At 72.8% G+C, this 15,516-nt stretch carries 10 protein-coding genes and 1 pseudogene; 6 read left to right on the forward strand and 5 right to left on the reverse strand.

The window, feature by feature from the left end; all coding sequences use genetic code 11:
* Positions 1-91 precede the first annotated feature (91 nt).
* Positions 92-1,615, forward strand: coding sequence for a 4-hydroxyphenylacetate 3-hydroxylase family protein (locus C1701_RS26500; protein ID WP_337662013.1), 1,524 nt, complete (start codon positions 92-94; stop codon positions 1,613-1,615).
* Between the two features lie 100 nt (positions 1,616-1,715).
* Here the strand turns inward: C1701_RS26500 and C1701_RS26505 are convergent, their stop codons facing one another.
* Genes C1701_RS26505 through C1701_RS26520 form a run of 4 tightly spaced genes read right to left on the reverse strand, consistent with a single transcriptional unit; the run spans position 1,716 to position 8,171 of the window.
* The gene (locus C1701_RS26505; protein WP_051712839.1) at positions 1,716-3,074 is read right to left on the reverse strand and encodes a condensation domain-containing protein; all 1,359 of its coding nucleotides are present in this window, start codon (positions 3,072-3,074) and stop codon (positions 1,716-1,718) included.
* A 2-nt stretch (positions 3,075-3,076) separates the two neighbouring features.
* Positions 3,077-4,576: an FAD-dependent oxidoreductase gene (locus C1701_RS26510; protein ID WP_030107054.1), complete on the reverse strand. Its 1,500-nt coding sequence runs from the start codon at positions 4,574-4,576 to the stop codon at positions 3,077-3,079.
* Positions 4,577-4,615: 39 nt separating this feature from the next.
* A complete protein-coding gene (gene cmdF, locus C1701_RS26515; RefSeq protein WP_026420225.1) occupies positions 4,616-6,223 on the reverse strand; it encodes a tyrosine 2,3-aminomutase in 1,608 nt (535 codons plus the stop codon).
* A gap of 28 nt (positions 6,224-6,251) precedes the next feature.
* The gene (locus C1701_RS26520) at positions 6,252-8,171 is read right to left on the reverse strand and encodes a non-ribosomal peptide synthetase (protein WP_337662014.1); all 1,920 of its coding nucleotides are present in this window, start codon (positions 8,169-8,171) and stop codon (positions 6,252-6,254) included.
* Between the two features lie 268 nt (positions 8,172-8,439).
* Between C1701_RS26520 and C1701_RS26525 the strand changes: the two genes are divergently transcribed.
* Both C1701_RS26525 and C1701_RS26530 read left to right on the forward strand, forming a co-directional pair.
* A complete protein-coding gene (locus tag C1701_RS26525) occupies positions 8,440-8,676 on the forward strand; it encodes a phosphopantetheine-binding protein (protein WP_337662015.1) in 237 nt (78 codons plus the stop codon).
* Positions 8,677-8,897: 221 nt separating this feature from the next.
* On the forward strand, positions 8,898-9,437 hold the full coding sequence (locus tag C1701_RS26530) for a hypothetical protein (protein ID WP_156038634.1): 540 nt from the start codon (positions 8,898-8,900) through the stop codon (positions 9,435-9,437).
* Between the two features lie 413 nt (positions 9,438-9,850).
* Here C1701_RS26530 and C1701_RS26535 read toward each other — a convergent pair whose 3' ends face one another.
* Entirely contained in the window at positions 9,851-11,248 is a 1,398-nt protein-coding gene (locus C1701_RS26535) for an FAD-dependent oxidoreductase (protein WP_103056879.1), read from the reverse strand.
* A 751-nt stretch (positions 11,249-11,999) separates the two neighbouring features.
* Here C1701_RS26535 and C1701_RS26540 point away from each other — a divergent pair.
* The 3 genes and pseudogenes from C1701_RS26540 to C1701_RS28295 all read left to right on the forward strand — a co-directional run.
* A complete protein-coding gene (locus C1701_RS26540) occupies positions 12,000-13,022 on the forward strand; it encodes an alcohol dehydrogenase catalytic domain-containing protein (protein WP_026420223.1) in 1,023 nt (340 codons plus the stop codon).
* 57 nt (positions 13,023-13,079) lie between these two features.
* Entirely contained in the window at positions 13,080-14,510 is a 1,431-nt protein-coding gene (locus tag C1701_RS26545; RefSeq protein WP_051314281.1) for an FAD-dependent oxidoreductase, read from the forward strand.
* A gap of 407 nt (positions 14,511-14,917) precedes the next feature.
* Positions 14,918-15,172, forward strand: a pseudogene (locus C1701_RS28295) (23S rRNA methyltransferase); the annotation flags it as partial.
* Positions 15,173-15,516: the final 344 nt, after the last annotated feature.

Consider the following 15,516-nt stretch of genomic DNA (forward strand, 5'->3'; position numbering starts at 1 on the left):
CACGACGGGGGCGTCATCCATGAGCACAGGCCAGGATTCTCGTGCGGGTGGGGCGGCGCCACCCCCCGACCGCGACCGTGGCACCCGGCCGATGACCGGGGACGAGTACGTCGAGAGCCTGCGGGACGACCGGCAGGTCTTCCTGCACGGCACGCGGATCGAGGACGTCACCCGGCATCCGGCCTTCCGCAACCCGGTCCGGATGACCGCTCGCCTCTACGACTCCCTGCACGACCCGGAACGCCGTGACGTGCTCACCGCGCCGACCGACAGCGGCGGCGAGGGTTACACGCACCGCTTCTTCCGGGCGCCCCGCACGGTCGACGACCTGGTGGCCGACCAGCGGGCGATCGCGGAGTGGGCGCGGATCGGCTACGGGTGGCTCGGGCGGGGGCCGGACTACAAGGCGTCGTTCCTGGGGACCCTCGGCGCGAACGCCGACTACTACGGCCCGTACGCGGACAACGCCCGCGCCTGGTACCGGCGGGCGCAGGAGAAGGTCCTGTACTTCAGCCACGCGATCGTGCACCCGCCGGTGGACCGGGACCGCCCGCCGGAGGAGGTGGGCGACGTGTACGTGCACGTGGAGCGGGAGACGGACGCGGGGCTCGTCGTCAGCGGGGCGAAGGTCGTCGCCACGGCCTCGGCGCTCACCCACCACGTCTTCGTCGCGCACTACGGCCTGCCGATCCGGAAACGGGAGTACGCCCTGGTGGCGGCGGTGCCGACCAACTCCCCCGGTGTCCGGTTGATCTGCCGCCCCTCCTACTCGGCGACGGCCTCGGTGATGGGGAGCCCCTTCGACTACCCCCTGTCGTCCCGGTTGGACGAGAACGACAGCGTCCTGGTGTTCGACCGGGTCCTCATCCCCTGGGAGAACGTGTTCGTCTACGGCGACCTGGGCAGGGCGACGCTGTTCACCGCGCGGTCGGGGTTCCCGGAACGCTTCATGTTCCACGGCTGCACCCGGCTCGCGGTGAAGTTGGAGTTCATCGCGGGCCTGCTCGCCAAGGCGCTGGAGATCACCGGCACGGCCGACTTCCGAGGCGTGCGCGCCCGCCTCGGGGAGGTCCTCGCCTGGCGGAACCTGTTCTGGGGCCTGTCCGACGCCGCCGCCCGCAACCCGGTGCCCTGGAAGGGCGGTGCCCTGCTGCCCAACCCCCAGTACGGGATGGCCTACCGGTGGTTCATGCAGCTCGGGTACCCGAGGGTCCGCGAGATCGTCCTCCAGGACGTCGCCAGCGGGTTGATCTACGTCAACTCGGGCGTCGAGGACTTCGACGACCCCCGCATCCGCGGCGACCTCGACAGGTACCTGCGGGGGTCGGGTGGGGTCGAGGCGACCGAACGGGTCAAGGTCATGAAGCTGCTGTGGGACGCCGTCGGCTCGGAGTTCGCCGGTCGGCACGAACTGTACGAGCGCAACTACGCCGGCAGCCACGAGAACACCCGGATCGAGCTGCTGTCCGCGCAGCTCGCCGACGGCACGGTGGACGGTTACCGGGCGTTCGTGGACCAGTGCCTCGACGAGTACGACCTCGGCGGTTGGCGCGCGCCGGACCTGGAGTCCTTCGAGGACCTGCGGCGGGCGGGACGTGACCTGCTGGGTCCCTGAGACGCCGGTGAGGTGCCGGGACCGTCTCCTCGACGGTCCCGGCACCGGGGGCGGCGCGGCGGGCTCGGGAACCGGCCTCCGCCGCGCGGGGCGCGGGGCGCTACTCGGCGGCGGAGGCGACGACCGAGTCGCGGAGCACCGAGGTGAGGTCCCGGACCTGGGCGGCCACCGAGTCCTCGTCGAACATGTTCGTGGTGTAGCCGACCTTGCCGTACACGACGCCGTCAGGTCTCGGTTCCAGGGACCAGAGCAGGCCGTCCGGCAGTTGGGATCCCTCGGCTGCGGACAGGGTGCGGCTCCGGATCGCGCTGAACGTCACGTCTCCCGCCGTCCGCTCACTCATGATGAACGGCGACTGCACCACCTGGAAGACCGCCGCCGCTCCCCCGGGGTCCTGCACCGGGTCCATCAGGTCGGGGGCCGCCGCCGAGAGCTGGAGGAAGGGGATCTCGTGGTCGTAGGCGGCCAGGCAGGCGGTTCGCGTGCGTTCGATCACCGAGGCCAGGTCGCCGCCGCCGATGTCGACGCGCAGCGGCAGGAAGTTGTAGAAGCTGCCGACGGTGTCCTGGATCCACCCCGGGCTGCGGCCGGGCGTGAAGGTGGGGACGACGAGATCGCTGCTCCCGGTGCGGTCCCGCAGATAGGTGAGGTAGGCGGCGAGGTACACCATGAACGGTGAGGAGCGGGTCCGCCGGGCGACGAGGTCGACGGCCCGCCCGTACCGCTCGTCGAGGACGAAGCGGTGCCAGCCGGTGCGGAACTCGCCCTCGCTCGGGCGGGGCCGGTCGGTGGGGATGGCCGTCATCCGCGCCCCCCGCAGGTTCTCCCGCCAGAACGCCAGGGCCCGAGCCGTGGACGGCCCCTCGGCCTGGGCACGCTGCCACGCCACGTACTCGCGGGGCTGCCGCACCTGCGGCAGCACGGGGAGCCGGTCTCCCCGGCGGGCGGCGTAGAACTCGGCGAGGTCCCGCATCACCACCTGCGCCGACCACCCGTCGACCATGGTGTGGTGGGCGATCAGGACCAGGACGCCGTCCTGGTGGTCGAACCGTCCCAGCACCATCCGCAGGGCGGGGTGCTCGGTGGCGGGGAACGGGCCGGCCTCGATCTCGCAGGCGAACCGTTCGGCGGTCTGGTCCCGGTCGCCGTCGGCGGGCAGGTCCCGCAGCGTCAACTCCGGCTCCGCCGCCGGCCGCACCGCCTGGTGGGCGTCGTCGCCCTCGACGACGATGGAGGTGCGCAGCGCCTCGTGCCGGGCGACGAGGTCGGTCATGGCGGCGCGGAGGACCTCCACGTCGATCCTGCCGTGCACCCGCCAGCCACCGACGATGTGGTAGTAGGGCCCGAAGGGGCCGCTGTCGTCACCGTGGTCCATCGCCCGCAGGAACTCCTGCTGGGCGGTGAGCGGCACCCGTTCCGCCCCCTGGCCCGGCGGGGTGCGTGACGTGTCGTGCGCCATGATCAGACCTTCCCTTCGGTGGTGGCCCCCACGGGTGGGGTCCAGTGGAAGCCGTCGGCGGACGGGACCAGGCCCCCGGGACGCACGGGGCGGGTCTCGTCGAGGTTGTCCCCGGTCGCCGCGTGCACCTGGATCCGGGCCCCGGCCCGGGCGACGTCCTTGGCCAGTGCCGAGCTGAGCAGGTCGCGGTCCTCGCCCTCCCGCTCCACGGGCTGGTCGACGATGTCGGCCAGCTCCTGGAAGGCGGCCTGCCGCTGGGCCGCGTACGCCTCGGGGGTGACCAGCGCGAGCTCGGCCGAGGCGCCACCGCCGACGAGCTCCACGAAGGACTCCATGCTGGTGGCCTGGCGGCCGAGGACCTTCTTCGCCCGCCAGAAGTAGGACTCCTCGTCCTGGTGCATGTCGTAGAAGCCGACGAGGAAGTCGTGGAACCGGGTGTACTCCATGCGGTACCGGGTCTCGAACTCCTCGAACGCGGTGGTGTCGTCCAGATCTCCCCGCAGCACGGTGTTCAGGGATCGGGCGGCGAGCAGCGCGCCGTAGGTGGCCAGGTGCACGCCGGAGGAGAACACCGGGTCGATGAAGCAGGCGGCGTCACCGGTGAGCACGAGACCGGGCCGCCAGAAGCGTTCCTGGATGTAGGAGTAGTCCTTGCGGACCCGGATCTCGCCGTAGGGTCCTTCGGTGACCCGACGCGCGTCGGCCAGCAGCTCGGCGATCATCGGGCAGTCCTGGATCAGCCTGGTGAGCGCCTCCTCCCGGTCGCCCCGCACCCGGTCGAGGGCCTCGGGGAGCACCACGGCGCCGACGCTGGTCAGCTCGTCGGTCAACGGGATGTACCAGAACCACCCCGAGTCGAAGGCGGCGGCGACGATGTTGCCCTGGTTCGGCGCCGGCATGCGGCGCCCACCCTCGAAGTAGCCGAACAGCGCCAGGTTCCGGAAGAACTCCGAGTAGCGTCGACGGCCGCCCACGCGTTGGTGGATGCGGCTGGTGTTGCCGGAGGCGTCGACCACCCACCGGCACCGCACCTCCCGGCGGCGGCCGTCGGCGGAGGACAGGACGACGCCGACCACCCCGCCGTCCTCCTCGACGACGTCGTGGACGGTGGTCTCCTCGACGACCTCCACCCCGTGGCGCCGGGCGTTGTCCAGCAGGATCTGGTCGAAACGCATCCGTTCGACCTGGTAGGCGGTGGAGGAGTCGCCCGCGAAGCGGGGTGACGCGCCGAAGGAGAACGTCCAGGGCGTGGGGTTGCGGCCCCACCGGAACGTGCCGCCGCGCTTCACCACGAACCGGGCCCTCTCCAGTTCCTCGGTGACGCCGAGGAGTTTCCCGATGCCGTGCACGGTGGCGGGGAGCAGGGACTCCCCGATCTGGTAACGGGGGAACCGTTCCCGCTCCACCTGGAGGACGCGGTGACCCTGTCGGGCCACCAGGGTCGCGACCGTCGAGCCGCTGGGTCCGCCGCCGACCACGACGACGTCGTAGGGATCACTCACCGTTGCTCCTTGTCGGGTCTCGGGGCATTCCGCTCGGTGTCACCGCAGCCCTCCGATGGCGGCCTCCACCGCGGCGAGGAACTCGCCGTGCTGGAGGGCCGAGGCTGTCCGCTCGATGTCGTCCGCCATGTACCGGTCCCGGTCCAGGGTGGGCACGACGTCCCTGACGTGCTGGTACGCGGCCGCCGCCGCGGGACCGAGCTCGTCGGGGCCGCCGGCGAGGTCGACGGCCTGCGCCGCGGCGAGGAACTCCACGGCGAGGATGCGGTCGTTGTTGCGCAGCACCCGGCGGGCGTTGCGCGCCGAGATCAGGCCCATGCTGACGATGTCCTGGTTGTCCCCGTTGGAGGGAACGCTCTGGGTGCTGGCGGGGCCGATGGTGCGGTTCTCCGCGACCAGGGCGGTGGCCGGGTACTGGGCGCCCGCGAACCCGCTGTTCAGCCCCGGGTCCCCCGCGACGAGGAACTCGGGGAGCCCGTAGCTCAGGTGGCGGTTGAGCGCCCGGTTGAGCTGCCGCTCGGCGAGCACACCGAGCTGGGTGAGGCCGATGGTGACGAAGTCCATCGCGAAGGCGATGGGCTGGCCGTGGAAGTTGGCCCCGTGGAAGACCTCCCGGTCCTCGAAGAACAGGGGGTTGTCGTTGGCGGAGTTCAGTTCGATCCGGAGCTTGCCCTGGGCGTGCGAGAGCACGTCGCGCACCGCGCCGAGCACCTGCGGTGTCGCGCGCATCGAGTAGGCCTTCTGGAGGTACAGCTGGGTGCGCCGCACCCCGCTGTCGCCCTCTCCGGCGTCCCGCACCTGGTCGCGCAGCACCGCGTGTTCCACGGTGCGGCCGCTGCCCGCCAGCAGCGCCCGCATGTTCGCGGCGGTGTCGACCTGCCCGGGGTGGGGCCGCGCCACCTCGTGCCCCTCGGCGAGGAACGGGCTGGTCGACCCGCGCAGCGCCTCGGTCAGCAGCGCGGAGACGATCTCCGCCTGCCGGACCTGGGTCAGGGCGCGGTCGACGACCAGGGAGCCGAGACCGGTCATCGCGGAGGTCCCGTTGATCAGCGCCAGGCCTTCCTTGAACCGCAGTTCGAGCGGTTGGATGCCCCGTTCCCTCAGCACCGGGCCGGTCGGGACGGCGGCGCCGTCCCGCAGCAGGTAGCCCTCCCCGATGAGGGTGGCGGCGATGTGGGACAGCGGGGCGAGGTCACCACTGGCACCCAACGAGCCGATCTCGGGGACGGCGGGGGTCAGCCCGAGGTTGAGGTACAGGGCCAGCCGTTCCAGTACCTCGGGGCGCACCGCCGAGTGCCCCTTGGCCAACGCGTTCAGCCGCGCGGCGAGGACGGCCCTGGTCTCGTCCTCGGCGAAGAGCGGCCCCACCCCGGCGCTGTGGCTGCGGACCAGGTTGGTCTGGAGTTCCACCTCGTGGTCCGGCCCGACGAGCATGTAGATCATCTCGCCGAACCCGGTGGTGACCCCGTACACCGGGGTGCCGTCGTGGACGATGTCCTCGAACAGCTCCCGTGACCGCGCCACCTTCTCCAGGGCGGACGGGGCGACCGAGCACGGGGTGATCCCCTCCGCCACGCGGACCACGTCGGGGATGTCCAGGCTCTCGCCGTCGAACACGACCGGGCGTGGGCTCTCCTGCTGTGTCAACTCTCGCTCCTTCTCGTGGCGTCGCGGCTCAGCCCGCTGACGGACCCGGTTGTGGTCGATTCCGGACGGCCGCCCCGACCAACGCGGCCATGCCGGCGGGGGTCGGGTTGGCGAGGAGGTCCTGGAGGGTCACCTCGACGTCGAACCGGCCCCGGACTCCGACGAGGACGCGCAGCAGGAGCGGGGGACTCCCGCCCTGGGCGAAGAAGGAGACGTCCGGTTCGACGCGGGGGACGCCGAGCACGTCGGAGACGACCGCGAGGACGTGCCCCTCGGCCTGGTCCGGTGGGGGCTCGGTGGTGGGTCCCGGTGGGGCGGTGGGGCCGGCGGCGATCAGCGCCCGCCGGTCGACCTTGCCCGCCACCGTGCGGGGGAGGGGTTCGGCGCGGGTGACGAACTCGAGCGGCCCGGTGGGCCCGACGCGCACCCGGCGCAGGTGCGCCCGCCAGACGGCCGGGGTGCCCTCGGACGTCGCCTCCGCTCCGGCCGGGCCCGTGACGACGTGGGCGATCAGCCGGCCCACGAGCCCGTCGGCGTCCACGGCGGGCACGACCGCGCACTCCCGTACCGATTCGTGGCTGGCCAGGTCCGCCTCCAGCTCGGCGGGTTCGACGCGCACTCCGGCCACCTTGACCTGGTCGTCGCGGCGGCCGAGGAACTCGAGGAGGCCGTCGGGCCGCCGTCGTCCCCGGTCGCCGGTGCGGTAGCACCGGGTGGTCGGCGGGGCGGCGGCGGTGCCGGCGAGGGGCGCGAACGCGGCCGAGGCGCCCTCGTCCCCGAGGTAGCCCTTGGCGACGCACCGCCCCCGCACGACGATCTCGCCGGCGACGCCCACCGGGCACGGCAGGTCCTGCTCGTCCACGACGAGGACCTCCCGGCCGGGGATCGGACGTCCGATGGGAACGCGCTGGCCCTCGTTCCCGGTGACCTCGTGCCAGGTGGCCGCGATGGTCTCGGTGGGGCCGTACACGTTGGCCAACCGCGTGGTGGGCAGCACCGCGCGCAGTTCCCGCGCCAGGTTCCCCGGCAGGGCCTCGCCCATCAGCAGCAACGCGCGCAGCGTCGGGGGTGGGCGCCGGCCGTGGCGGGTGATCAGCCGGAGGAGTTCCCGCGCCACGCTGGGCACGGTCTGGAGGAAGGTGACCCGCCGGACGGTGAGCCAGTCGAGGAGCCGTTCGGGGTCGACCCGGACGGACGGGGGGACCGGGCAGAGCGTGGCACCGGCGATCAGCGCGGCGAAGGTCTCGCACAGACTCGGGTCGTGGTCGGGAGCGGCCCACTGGGCTACTCGGGACCCCGGGCCCAGGTCGAACTCCTCGACCAGCCAGTTCGCGATCTCCAGTAGCGACCGGTGGTCCTGGGCCACGCCCTTGGGCACCCCCGTCGACCCGGAGGTGTGGGCCACGTAGGCGGTCAGGTCGAGGGGCACGTCCCGTCCCCGGCGGGTCGGCCCCGGGTGCCTGCTCCCGGAGCGTCCCCGAGGCGGGTGGACGTCCAGCACGGGTCCCCCCAGCTCTTCGCGGTACCACCGGACCAGCTCGTCCGGTTCGCCGGGCGCCGACGTCGTGCGCAGCAGGCACACCGGATCGGTCTGGGTGAGCACGTGGCGGCCCCGGGTCCCCAGTTCGCCGACCCCGAGCCAGACCAGGTGGCCGCCGGCCCGCAGCGCCCCGAGCGAGGCGACGGCCTGCGCGGCTCCGCCGGGCATCCGCACGGCGACGGCCGCTCCCTCGACCACCCCGACGTCCCGGAGGCGGTCGGCGAGGTCGTCGGCCGCCTCGTCCAACTGCTGGTAGGTGAGGACATGGGAGTCCCCGAGGACCGCCCGCGCCCGGGGCGCGCTCCGCGCCCGGGCGCGCACCTCCTCGTGGACCGGGAGGCAGGCCCGGGCGCGGTGGCGCCCCGCCGTCGACGGCGCGAGGCCGGACGGCGGGTCGATCTCGGTCATCTCGTCACTCCGATCACGACCGGAATCGTCACACGCGCCGCGAAGAAAACGCTTCTCGTGAATTGCTCCGCTTTTCTGGCCCCACGGGCACCTTCGCACAGGGCACGTGCGCGGATGCCCGGACGACCCACTTCGGAGGACACTGGCGCTTCGGTCTCCATTCCTTGGGGGACACGACACACCCCACCACCACCGAAACAAGGGAGACGCCACCATGTCGGATGCCGCGGTACCGCCAGCCCCGTCCCGGTCCACCATCAGGGAAACGGTGACGAGAATTTGGTCCACGGTCCTGGAGATGCCTCCGGGCCGGAGCGACCTGACGTTCTTCGAGCTCCAGGGCCAGTCGATCTCCGCGGTGCGGATCACCGCTCGGATCGAGGACGAACTAGGGCTCATCGTGGACGTCGGAGCCCTGTTCGACGACCCTGACCTGGACACTTTCCTCGACACGGTGTTCGAGGGCGCCCACGGGTCCTGCGCCGGGGTCCGCGAGGGGGGATGACGGGGCGCGGTGGGTCCCCCCGAACGGGAACCGGCCACCACCGGTACACCGCCGGAATCATCCGGAAAATGACAAACGGACATTCGGCGGTCCAGGTGGGAAGGCAACTCGGGAGTTGGGAAGGGCGACCCACCACCGATACCGTGGTCCTGCAGGCGAAAAACGCGGGGAAACGAAACCCGGAATCGGAGGATTTCCCCGCACTATCAAGGAGAAAATCCATGAGGCTATCTCGGAAGAATTCCGCGGTGCTCGCCGCCGGCGCTGTGGTGGCCGCCGGACTCGCCACCAGTTTCGGCGTCGCCGCGGCCGACAACGACGACAACTCCCTGGCTGGCACGTCGCGGGTGACCTACAGCTGCGGCGACCCGGCCGACCCCCGGGTCGAGGACATCGACGTCACCATTACGGCGCCGGCGACCGCGACCCAGGGCGACACCGTGACCGTGGAGGCGAGCACCCTCATCCTCCTCGGCGTGCCCTTCGACGCCCCGGCCGGTTCCTTCGCCACGGAGCTCGACATCGAGCTCGGCGGCGACGCGTCCGGCAGCGTCACCGCGGCGGGTCTCAGCAACGTCGAGACTCCCGCGAACGAGCCGATCCGGTTCACCGGTGGCGAGACCCAGATCACCCTGGACGAGCCCGGCCAGGTGTCCCTGACTCCCGCCACCATCACCTCGGTGGTCGACGGTTCGGAGTGCGTCGTCGTCGGCGAGGCCGCCACGGCCGCGACGATCGACGTGACTCCCGCCGTTCGGTAACGAACCCGGTCGGTAGCGCGGTCCCCGCGCTACCGACCCGGCTCGGGGAGTTCCCCTGACAGGACGGCCCCCTCGCCTCGGCGAGGGGGCCGTTCGTCGCTATGGGCAAGTTGCCGGGTGGTGCCGCCGCGGGAATCAGTTCCCCGGCATCCGGACCCGGCGCCGGCTGGTCGCGGCGGCGGCGTGGTGGGCTCGCGCCCCGGGGCGGTCCCAGCCGGTGCGGCGGCAGCGAGGTCCGACGAGCCGGTCGGGGTGGAACGCGTCACGTCCGCCCCGGGGGGTGAGCACCGGCTGTCCCGGAGACACGGCGGTCCGGGTCCGTCCACGTCGCGTGCCGCGTGGACGAACCCGGACCGACTGGTCAACCGTCGCGCCCGGGAACCGGAGTGCCCGACGCGATCCTCCGGCGAGGGTCAGGCGCTCCCGCCTCGCCGCCTGGCGAGGAACCGGGAGAGCCGTACGCCCACGGCGTCCCGCAGCACCCGCAGCACCAGCCCCGGCCGTTGGAGCGCGGTCGGTGGGTCGACCAGGCCCGCGACCCGCATGAACGCCGCCGTGAACCGGCCGTCACGGGTGGCGGCGTCGTGCAGGAGCCGGGAGAAGACGTGCATCATCCGCACCTTGGGGGTGCGCTCGCCCTCCACTCCGGGGAAACCGAGGTCCACGGCCGTCGTCATCTCCCAGGCGGGTCGGATGATGTCGGCGACCGCGCGCTGGAACTCCGGGGTGTCGGGTGCGCGACCGGCGCTCAGGCGCTCGCGCAGGGCCAGGGCCTCCAGCGCGGACAGCGACTGCGCCTGGGCGTAGACGGGGTTGGGGGTGCACACCGCGTCACCCATGATCAGCAGCCGCTCCGGCAGGGTCTCCATCAGGTCGTACCGCCGCCACATCGTGGTGGGGAACTTGAACAGCGCGATGTCGTCGATCGGCTCGGCGACGGAGATCGTCTCGTGGATCTCGGGGGCGGCGAGGGTCTTGACGAACGCGTTGAAGCCCTCGGGGTCGGTGGGCGGGTGGTCGCCGAGGATGCCGTAGGTGGTCAGCTCCACCATGCCGCTGTCGGTCTTGGTGAAGATCGCACCCCGGGGCAGCGTCGGGGAGGCCACCGGGTTGATCGAGTGGTCCTTGCCGAAGGGGTCGGTGGTGAGCTTGTAGTGCCGGCTGGCGTACCCGATGCCGACCTTGGTGCCCTGCTCCTCCACCCGCTGGTAGCCGAGTTCCACCAGCCACTTCGGCGACCGGGAGCCGCGACCGGTGGTGTCGATGACGAGATCGGCCTCGATGACCTCCTCCGCGGTCTCCGCCTTGCGGCGGGCGTTGGAGTCCGCCTTGCGCCGGTGGATCCTGGCTCCGGTGACCCGGGCGCGGTCGGGGGAGGTCGTCAGACCCACCACGTCGCACTCCTCCAGGAAGGTCACGTTCGCCATCGCCTCGACTCGACGCCGCACGTGGTACTCGAGCATCGGACGGGTGGCCGCGACACAGCTCAGCCCTCCCCGGAGCTGCTGGAGCCGCTTGCCGTAGAAGTACCACCGCACGGTGCCCGAGAGGTCGGAGAAGGGGATCCCGTCGTCCGCCATCTCCTCGGTGATGCCGGGGAACAGCTCCTCCAGGGCCTGGTGGCCACGGGCGAGCAGGCCGTTGATGTGCCTGGTCTGGGGTGCGCCGCGACGCCACTCCCGGACGCCGACCAACCGGTCACGGTCCACGATGACCACCTCGCGGTAGGACGGTGCGAGCGCCGCCGCCGCGAACAGACCGGTGATGCTGCCTCCGAGCACGACCGCGCGCGCTCCGATTCCGCTTCTCATTGCGAGAACTCCCTCCGTGCCGACCCAGAACGGGAAATCCGCCGGGTGTCGTGCGAGTGGGGCGAGCCGAACCGCCACCCGGTCCGCGATTCGCGTTTCGTGATTCCTGATCCGTGATCCGTGATCCGTGATCCGTGAATCGCGATTCGCGGCCAGCGCTGGCGAACGGCTCGGTGTCCCCCTCGCCCGCCCGGCGGAGAAGGGAAGGCGAGGACGGGAACACCGTGGCCGAACGACGGGTGACGGGTGACGAGTGGCCTGCTCGCACGCGGTGTCCACGCCCCGGCTGCCTCGTCGCATCCTCACAGGACGCTCGGAGTGCCGGCACCTCCGAACGTGCCACGACCAGCGACCATCCCCTCGCGGGGCGCCGCCGACCTCGTCGACGGGGAGAGCGCACGACGGGAGATGAGGCCCGCCGCCGGCCGGCGGGAGGATGGGTCCCGCGGCACCCGACGTGCCGACGCGGCTCACCTCGCCATTCCCGTTGACACGACGGGATCGGCGTGACCACGTCGGAAACCCCCGATCGGGCGCGGACGGTTTTCCCACCGCGTTCGACGACCCGCCCACCAGAAAAGGGAAAAGCGGGCACGTCCTCCACCAACGCGCCGGACCGGGACGACGGGGAACGCCTTTCCCGCCCCCGTTTCCCACGGCCGGCCCGAAGCGCTCGACGACGCGCGTTCGTTCCGCCCGTCGCCGCCGACCAGACCACCCATCCATTTCCGACGAGCGGAGAAGGCCGACCATGAAGGCAACGGTGATTTCCTCGGTTGGCGAGCCCTGGCGCCTCGCTGAGATCCCCACCCCGAGCGCGGGGCCCGGCGAGGTGCTGGTCCGGGTTCGTGCCTCCGGGATCTGCCTGAACGACGTCCTCGCGTCCCGGGGGATCATCCCGTTCCCGTCCACGGCACCGGCCGTCCCCGGGCACGAGGCGGCCGGGGAGGTGGTGGAGGTGGGCGCCGGTGTGACGTCCCGGCGTCCCGGGGACCGGGTGGGCGTGCCGTGGATCCAGGGGACCTGCGGGCGGTGCGCCCACTGCTCCCGGGACCCGAGGCTGTCCGGCCACGCGGCGTTCGCGTGCGTGGCGCCGGCGATGACCGGGTTCACCGCGCCGGGTGGGCAGGCCGAGTACGTGGTCGCGCCGGCGTCGGGCACCGTGCTGCTGCCCGACGACCTCGACTTCGAGCTCGCCGCGCCGGTGCTCTGCGCGGGTTACACGGCGTTGAGCGCTCTCCACGTGGGCGGCCCGCGCCAGCACGAACGGGTCGCCGTGGTCGGCATCGGCGGCATGGGCCACCTGGCGGTGCAGTTCGCCGCCTCGGCCGGCTTCGAGACGATCGCCGTGACGAGGTCGGCGGACAAACGGGGCCCCGCGCGCGATCTGGGGGCGGCGCTGGCGGTGGCTGATGCCGACGAACTGGCCGGGGCGGGCGGGGCTGACGTCATCCTGATCACCGCGCCGTCCTACGGCCTGGCCAGCGAGTGCCTGCGCGGGTTGCGCCCCGGGGGTCGGCTGGTCCTCGCCGGCATCGACGGGCGCACCCCGTTCAGCATCGAACCGGACCTCGGCCGCCCCTTCTTCGCCCAGCGCCAACAGGTCCTCGGTGCCACCCACGAGGGGACCGAGCTGCTGACCGAGGCCCTGCGCATCGTCGCCGACGGTCAGGTGGAGCCCCGATGCGAGGTCTTCCCCCCGTCGCGGATCAGCGAGGCGGTCGAGGCGGTCGAGCGGGGCTCCGTCCGGTTCCGCGCGGTCGTCACCTACTGACGTGTTCACCCACAACGACACGAGACCGGGGCGCGCCCCGCGAGGAGAGGTGGTCCGATGAGCCCCCAGAACCGAGGCCGTGCCGTGGTGCTCGGCGGCAGCATGGCTGGCTGCCTGACCGCCCGCGTGCTGGCCGAGCACTTCACCGAGGTCGTCGTGGTCGACCGGGACACGGTGCTCGGTGTGAAGGGCGCCCGGCGGGGAGCTCCCCACACCCGGCACGCGCACGGCCTCCACGCCCGGGGCCACCTGGCGTTGGAGGAGCTGTTCCCCGGCCTGACCGAGGAGCTGGAGGCCACCGGTGTCCCCACCGGGGATCTCGGGGAGATGCGGTGGTACTTCGACGCGCGGCGGCTCCGCCCGGCCCACACCGGACTGCTCTCGGTGACCGCGCCGCGCCCGGTGCTGGAGCACCACGTGCGCACCAGGGTGGCCGCGTTGCCCGAGGTCCGGTTCCGGGAGGGCCAGCAGGCCCAGGGGTTGCTGACGTCCCCGGACCGGAGCCGGGTCGTGGGGGTCCGACTGGTCCCGGCGGCGGGGGGCGTCGAGGAGGAACTACGGGCGGACCTGGTGGTGGACGCGTCCGGAAGGGGGTCCCGCCTTCCCGTGTGGTTGGAGGAGCTGGGCTACCAGCGTCCTGAGGAGACGAAGGTGCGGGTCGGCCTGGCCTACACGACGAGGCACTACCGGACCCGCCCCGAGTGGTTCGACGGCGTGCAGTCGATCAACCCGGTGGCGTCCCCCGCCCACCCCCGAGGTGCCTTCTTCGGCCAGGTGGGGCGCGACGTGTGCGTGCTGTCGCTCACCGGGATGCTCGGGGACCACCCGCCCACCGAGCCGGGGGCGTTCCTGGAGTTCGCCCGGTCGCTGCCGGTGCCGGAGATCTACGACGCGGTCCGGGACGGTGAGCCGCTCGACGAGCCGGTGTCCTTCCGGTTCCCGGCCAGCGTGCGGCGCCACTACGAACGGCTGGGTGCCTTCCCCGACGGGCTCCTGGTCACCGGGGACGCGGTGTGCAGCTTCAACCCGGTCTACGGCCAGGGCATGAGCGTCGCGGCGATCGAGGCGTTGACCCTGCGCGACCACCTCCGGCGGGGCACGCCGCCCTCCCCCGCCGCGGTCATGTCCGACCTGGCCCGGGTGGTCGACGCCCCGTGGGAGGTGTCCGCCGGCGGGGATCTCGACTTCCCCGGCGTGGAGGGGCGGCGCACCCTGAAGACGCGGCTGGCCAACGCCTACATGGCCCGGTTGCAGTACGCGGCGAGCAGGGACCCCGCCGTCACGAACGCCTTCATGCGGGTCGCCGGCCTCGCGGACCCGCCGCAGGCGCTGTTCCGCCCGAAGACCGTGTTCCGTGTCCTCCGGCACGCGACCCGACGGCCGGCTCCCGGACTGGCCCGCCCCTCGTCCGCAGCGCCCCCGGCCGACGTCGACCGGGGCCCCACCCCGGGTGGGGCAGGTCGGGGCGCTCGCCGGAAGACCACCTGACCGGTCCCGTCTCGGCGGGGTGGACGGGGTCCCGTTCCAGGGCTGGGACGATGGCCGGTACCCCGGGCGCGACAGGCGGTCGGGGTACCGGGGCATACCCCTGGCCCCGGTTCTCGCTCGTGGCGTCGCCGCCACGCCGAGCGCGGCCCCGGCCCACCTCGAGATCCGGGCGGGCCACCGCCCCCCGGGGCGGCACCGGTGGAACGGGTCAGCGGTCCCATCGGCCGCGGGGCGGAGACCCGTTCACCGCTCAGCCGGGGCGCGGCCCGCCTCGGCCAAGGCCGAGACGAGCAGGTCGGCCAGCAGCCGCCCGTGGCGGAAGTCGGGGTCGGGTTCGCGGTCCGGGTCGTAGATGGTTGAGCCTGCTGACCGGACGCCACTCCGGGCACGGTGGGGACACCGCGGGCATGGTCGCCGACCGGGCGGACTTCCTCACCGCTGGCCACTACGCGCCGATCCGCGACCTGGTCGCCACCGCCGCCGGATCAGCCGTCGAGCCGGGGCGCGACGGCACGTGCGTCGTGGAGGTGGGCGCGGGGACCGGCTACTACCTGGCGGGTGTCCTCGATCGGCTGGCCGGCTCCCGGGGCGTCGCGGTGGACGTGTCCAGGTACGCGGCGCGGCGCGCGGCCCGCTGCCACCCGAGGGCCGGCGCGGTGGTCGCCGACGCCTGGGCGGGGTTGCCGGTGCGGGACCACGCGGTCGACCTGGTGCTGGACGTGCGGGTGGTGCCCCCGGAACGGGGGTCAGAGGAGCGTGAGCTGGGTGGCGTGCTCCCGGCTCGGACGGCTGGGCGGGGTCGCCGACGACGTCGCTCCGGCGCCCCGGTGCTCCCCGGGCCGTTCGCGGAGCAGGCCATGCGCACGGGCGGCCAGCCGGACCCGTTCGGCGACGACGCGTTGGTAGGCCTTCGGCGCGTACGCACCATCCCGGTACAGCCGTTCGTACCGCTCGACCAGGCCAGGGTGCTCCCGGGCCAGCCACCCCAGGTACCACTCCCGCGCCC

Origin of the sequence: Actinoalloteichus sp. AHMU CJ021 (assembly GCF_002895405.1) — a bacterium.
GTDB classification, from domain to species: Bacteria; Actinomycetota; Actinomycetes; order Mycobacteriales; family Pseudonocardiaceae; genus Actinoalloteichus_B; species Actinoalloteichus_B caeruleus.